General features: G+C 42.0%; 8 protein-coding genes. 1 reads left to right on the top strand and 7 read right to left on the bottom strand.

The genetic code is table 11. The features are described 5' to 3' along the window. Positions 1–602: disaggregatase related repeat-containing protein (locus AB7U21_RS10185; protein WP_428388778.1), on the top strand; the 602-nt coding region annotated here is incomplete at its 5' end. 217 nt (positions 603–819) lie between these two features. Here AB7U21_RS10185 and AB7U21_RS10180 read toward each other — a convergent pair. The 7 genes from AB7U21_RS10180 to AB7U21_RS10150 all read right to left on the bottom strand — a co-directional run. Continuing rightward, positions 820–1,425: a hypothetical protein gene (locus AB7U21_RS10180; RefSeq protein WP_292351271.1), complete on the bottom strand. Its 606-nt coding sequence runs from the start codon at positions 1,423–1,425 to the stop codon at positions 820–822. A 10-nt stretch (positions 1,426–1,435) separates the two neighbouring features. Next, positions 1,436–2,062 carry a hypothetical protein gene (locus tag AB7U21_RS10175; protein ID WP_292351273.1) on the bottom strand — a complete coding sequence of 209 codons (627 nt, stop codon included), beginning with the start codon at positions 2,060–2,062 and terminating at the stop codon, positions 1,436–1,438. A 129-nt stretch (positions 2,063–2,191) separates the two neighbouring features. After that, entirely contained in the window at positions 2,192–2,593 is a 402-nt protein-coding gene (locus tag AB7U21_RS10170; protein WP_333788031.1) for a hypothetical protein, read from the bottom strand. 11 nt (positions 2,594–2,604) lie between these two features. After that, complete coding sequence (locus tag AB7U21_RS10165) at positions 2,605–3,234, bottom strand: chemotaxis protein CheC (RefSeq protein ID WP_333788032.1); 630 nt, start codon at positions 3,232–3,234, stop codon at positions 2,605–2,607. Positions 3,235–3,257: 23 nt separating this feature from the next. Then, positions 3,258–4,259, bottom strand: coding sequence for a DUF3795 domain-containing protein (locus AB7U21_RS10160; protein WP_428388775.1), 1,002 nt, complete (start codon positions 4,257–4,259; stop codon positions 3,258–3,260). A gap of 51 nt (positions 4,260–4,310) precedes the next feature. Then, positions 4,311–4,784 carry a chemotaxis protein CheD gene (locus AB7U21_RS10155; RefSeq protein ID WP_428388773.1) on the bottom strand — a complete coding sequence of 158 codons (474 nt, stop codon included), beginning with the start codon at positions 4,782–4,784 and terminating at the stop codon, positions 4,311–4,313. 20 nt (positions 4,785–4,804) lie between these two features. Next, the coding region (locus AB7U21_RS10150) for a chemotaxis protein CheC (protein ID WP_428388771.1) at positions 4,805–5,239 on the bottom strand (435 nt) is incomplete at its 5' end.

Genomic DNA, 5,239 nt, shown 5'->3' with positions numbered 1-5,239 from the left:
TGACGGTGGTTGTCACAAAACCAGTGATCACTGTCGAATATTCCGCTACCTATGACAACAGGTTACGTGAGTCTTTACCGAGTACAGTTCTTTACGATTCCACCTATCTTGACATCGGGAAAAGTACTAGTGCTTGCAGGGATGTGCTGATGTTCGATCTTAGCGGGTACGATACAACGGATACAATATCCGAGGCGAAGCTTTCATTGTACTGGTATTATCCCGCAGCCACTACCCGGAATTCTGACACTGTGGTGGAGATATACAGGCCACAGGAATGGGATCCGAAGTATGTTAGCTGGAATGACCGTGCATCTGGCACCCCATGGAGCACAGCCGGAGGAAACTGGTATGATAAGAACGGCATATCTCAGGGCAGCAGCCCATACGCATCTCTTACATTCCCAGCCAGCACAGTGCCTGGAAACAAATACTACGAATTTGACGTGACCGAACTTGTGCAGGAATATGTAAGTGGTGAATATGGCAATACCGGTTTCTTCCTCAAGTCCAGGACAGAGAGCGGTAATTACATTGCCTTCTACAGTTCGGATTGGTCCAATGCTGATCAGAGACCGAAATTGACCGTAACCAGCTGCTGAGGATGAAAGCGATCGAGAGCGAATATAATTTCGCTCTACTCATATTTTTAAGTTTAATAAAATGTGTTTTCAAGGGATCGCATTGTGGAGATGGAAATAAAAATGACCCCTCTGCATCAGATTTTTTAATTTCTTTTTAAGGAAGGATACTTTTTTGATGCTAAAAAGAAACAGAGGAGAAGATCTTATCAAAAAAAAAATCTTCAAAAAAGTTTTATCAATCCTGAATGTAGAGTACATACAGGCATGAGTTTTCCCGCATTTCCATAAAACCCTGTGTTTCGGAAATGCCGGCCTTTTCCAGCAATACCTTCTTCCAGGATTCGGGGGGCAATGCGATCTTACCTGTATATGCTTTTGCAGCTATCTGGGCGTACTGTAAGGGTTTACCGCCTATTTTGATCCTCTTTGCAACCTCGTTACGGTATGTCTGGTGCATCATACAAGCACTGTGTGCAGCAGAAGGCTGTATAGTATGGTTGTAATGATCAGTAGCTTCCATATGCACTGGATTGAAATTACCAAGACGTTTGATATATTCTCTTATGGCCTTTGAAAAAGGACACACATTTGTAACAAAGCCATTGCTGCTGATCTGTTTTATATTCTCAAAGGATGAAAGTACCGATTCCCCGTTGACCACCGCATTAGTGAAGTCTTCCCAGGTATCGTATTCTTCCTCTGGCACAGATTTTGCAAGAGATTTTGCCTGTCCCACTATATAGTTAGTGAAACCTTCAACACCCTGTTTATCAGAGATATCCTCAAAGAAGAGGAAAACAGATACATCAACAAAAGGATTAGAGGCTATTGTTTCTGCCATGTACTTCACCTTACTCCGCTATTTCCTCACCTGCAGATTTACCTTTCACGATCAATGCAAAGACACAGGAAGCACTTCTAAGGATGCTTTTTATATGCCTATCGTCAACATTGATCCTGGCAAGATTTTCTTGCAACATCTTTACTTCTCCCATACGTCCTTTGTTTGCAAGGTGCAAGCATTCAAGAGGTTGCTTTGCAACGGTAATATTGTTGGCAGCAACTTCCCTGAATCGCTGGTGAGTTATACAATAATTCGAAACCGCTGAGTCACGGATGCGATTATTATAGCTATCGGCAACATCTTCATCAGAGTCAGGGATTGGCCCGATCTTCTGGATGAACCTGATCATTGTAGGGGCCATTGGGCATGTTTTTAATGCATACACATATCCTATCACATCTCCGTCCTTATCTGTGATCGCAAGATCTGTAAGTACATTTACTTCACCCTCAATGGTGAGGGAAGTTCTGCCTTCTTTCATTGCTACGTTGAAAGCCGGCCAGCCCACATATGCTTCTTTTCCCATTCTTTCTGCGTAACTCTCTCCGACCCGAAGCCAGTATTCTACTACACCCTCGGTGCCGGCCTTGCTAACCATGTCGTCAACAAGTGAATATAATGCTATATCCATCATGATCAATGTTCTCCATTCATAATTCCCGAAGCTCTACAGTTATATTATATTTTGTTGTCACAGATGCGTTCGCAATATTCTATAAGCTTATTATTATTTTTATGAATATATATTTTATGGGTGATGTGTTTACGATATACGCTTCCATTTGAATTGCGGAGCATCTGGGTACAGTTTCTCTGTTGTAAAGTTATCTTGTTCGATCAACGCAAGTGCCTCTTTCACCGAAGATACTTCCAGTTTGAAGTTCTCTTCTCCAGAAAGATTGTATTCAAGGAATAAGGTGCATTCGTCTGACCAGAACAGCGTTACATCTTCTGTATCATTCTTTGCATTGTCTGAATTCGGAGCGACACATGACCAGGATGCAACTTTCAAAGGATATTTGACCTCAATCCTATCGGTTTGTGATTTATGCTTGTGTTGCCTGTTGCCATCTTCCGTTTTGTGGATCTTCTTCATTAACAACGGCCAGGGTTGTAGCTCTATATTTTTAGAATGTTGAAAATGGCGGATCCATTTGTTTTCCATCTCGACCCACCTTATTGCCCATTCAGCAACTTTTCAATTAGAATGAACAAGGAACTTAAAGAGTCCTTGTCAAGAAAAACGAACATATCGCCATAAAGAGTAGAATTACCTTGAGGACTGGATAAAACTTGTACCTGGAACATCGTTTCTATGTTGAGTATATCAGTAGACCCTCCGCTTAGCCTGGCTGCGATCTCAGCGAACAGCTTTTGCGCATCTCCTATCACTATTTCAGGAGTTGATTGGAGCACTTTTGCTCCCAGGAGATCATATATGTTCTTAAGATAGGATCCTGCCAGGATATTGCCTATTTCATTGAGGGCAGACTCATACATTCCGGGATCTTCTTCCAGTGTGTTTTTGCTCACCAGAAGGGAACTAAGGGTAACAGCACTGTTTGAATCAAAAAGCACCATCATGATGCCATTAAGATCTCCTGCAAGGTCCATCATTATAGCCGCCAGGGTTATAGATGACGGCATCATTGACGACATTGATGCGATGTCTATAACCTGTGAATTTGACAGGTTCAGCTGAACCTTGCAATTCAAAAGCTGCGAGAGAGCTGTTGTGGCATTGCCCATACCAATGCTCCCTATCTCTCTCAGGGCATCTGAATGAAAACCTGAAAGCTGCATCATAAGATAAGTTCCTCGGTCAAGCCTTATTTCCCAGTTTCATTTTCAAGGAAGAAACGCTTGCCTGCATAAAAGCGAACGAATTCTTCTTTGCCACCTTTTACTATCTTGATACTATCCTCTGACTCCTCTCCAATGTTCACAAATAGTCCTTCGAACTTGCCAATAACTTCTTTTTGGTGTGCAAGGCTATTGATCATGCCAACCAGTAAGATCCCTTTGGATGCAAAATCCTCTACCATTCTTGATACAAAGGTATAGGTAAGATCCTCCCCTTTTGTCAGTAGCATATGAGAGAGTGGTTCAAATATAAGGGCGCAGCCTGCAGGAAGTTTGCTCGTTAGATCAAAGAAACTACCAAGCTCGCTCATTGGCAACATGATCACGCCATCTTTTTCCACCAGTTTTTCCTCAATACCGGATAGTTCAATGAATTTCATGGCTCCTATATCCACCAGTTCCCCCAGCCTGTCCTTATATATAGAAGTACGAGGCTCGGTGGAAACCAGTACTACATTCATTGTTTCCCCGTAAAAGCGGAGGCACATTTCTATTACCGAATCTTCGTACCGGGTTTTGGGAGTATACTCGATCAATGTTGACCATTGTAACAGCCTGGCAATGTTCTCATCATCAATCGGGTCATACTCAGATGTCTTTTGCTCGGCTTTTCTGAATACCATTCCCTCTATGAGAAAATCACCCAGGTTCTGGCGGGGAATGGTCTTAAAAGCCCGGAACATCAAAAAGCCAGCGGCTGCAAATATACTTGTGTATACAGCACTCCAGAAACCAAGGAACAATAATATGGTCTCAACTACGTTCTGATTCGGATTTCCAACTGCCACAGCAGGGAAGATCGCAGTAGTGATGAGGAATATTGCTGTCAGGGCAAGAAGAAGCCAGGCAACGGAGCCTCTTTTTGTGTCTTCATATACCTTTATCCAGAAATAAATAGCAGCCATTCCTCCCAAGAGGGAGATAGATATGAATAGAATATGTAATATCGTAAGATCTGAGCTAAGCATTTTTACCTCCACAGGAATATCTATCTTTAAGTATATATAAAAATTTCACTATCAAATTACATTCTCCCCCTTTATTGCACTTTTAATATAGTATACTCCTGTATCTGTATCCAGCACGACGGTGCGTCCATAATTTTTTCCCACATCTTCCGATATTATAGGTACCTTCATTTCTGAGAGCACAACTTTTGTAGCCTGTATATTTCGTTCTCCAATGTTGAGGTTTGCATCGCTGTTAAAAGAGAACATCTTTGCCCCACCAGCTATTTTAGCTACGAGTCTTCTGCGCACTGCTCCGATACGTATCATTTCTTCAATGAGGTAAGGTATGCCGCTATCAGCAAATTTGGCACAGTTATCTGTAAAACGTGCATTTTCAATAGTTGGCAGCATTATGTGTATCAATCCCCCTATTTTTGTCACCGGGTCATAGAGGGCAATGCCTACACAGGATCCTAAACCCAAAGTTGTCAATCTCTCTGGGCTGCGAGTCACAGCATAATCTGCCATTCCTATCACTATCATAGTATCAGTCGATTAATAGATCAACGGAACAGTGCATTCACTTGCTCCAAAATCAATTCAAGGGATATCGGATCGAAAAGAGTGAGCAGTTTCCCATGCATATCATTACCTTTTAGTGTGAACAGAGTATCAAGAATGATAGCATGTTCCACTTCCTGGCTCATTTGAATGAGTATATTGTCCATAATGGCACCGATCATATCATATGTATGGAACGGTGCCGATGCAAAAACATCTACTTTGAGGAAATCAGAAAAGGCGGTCATATAAGTACTTCCAAGGATGTGACCCACTTCTGATATAAGGGACTCGTTCATTGGGTTCTTTATATCTGAGTTTTGATCTTTTGTTATTGTATTGCAGATAAGTTTTGCACTTTCCGGTGGTAAAAGCATGACCATGTAACCTTTTACACCTCCGGATAGCTTCATAAGGACCCCTGAAACCAGTTTATC

The sequence above is a fragment of the Methanomethylovorans sp. genome (assembly GCF_050177135.1).
Lineage (GTDB): Archaea > Halobacteriota > Methanosarcinia > Methanosarcinales > Methanosarcinaceae > Methanomethylovorans.
The sequence above is the reverse complement of the archived record's forward strand: the minus strand, read 5'-3'. Positions and strand labels throughout refer to the sequence as shown.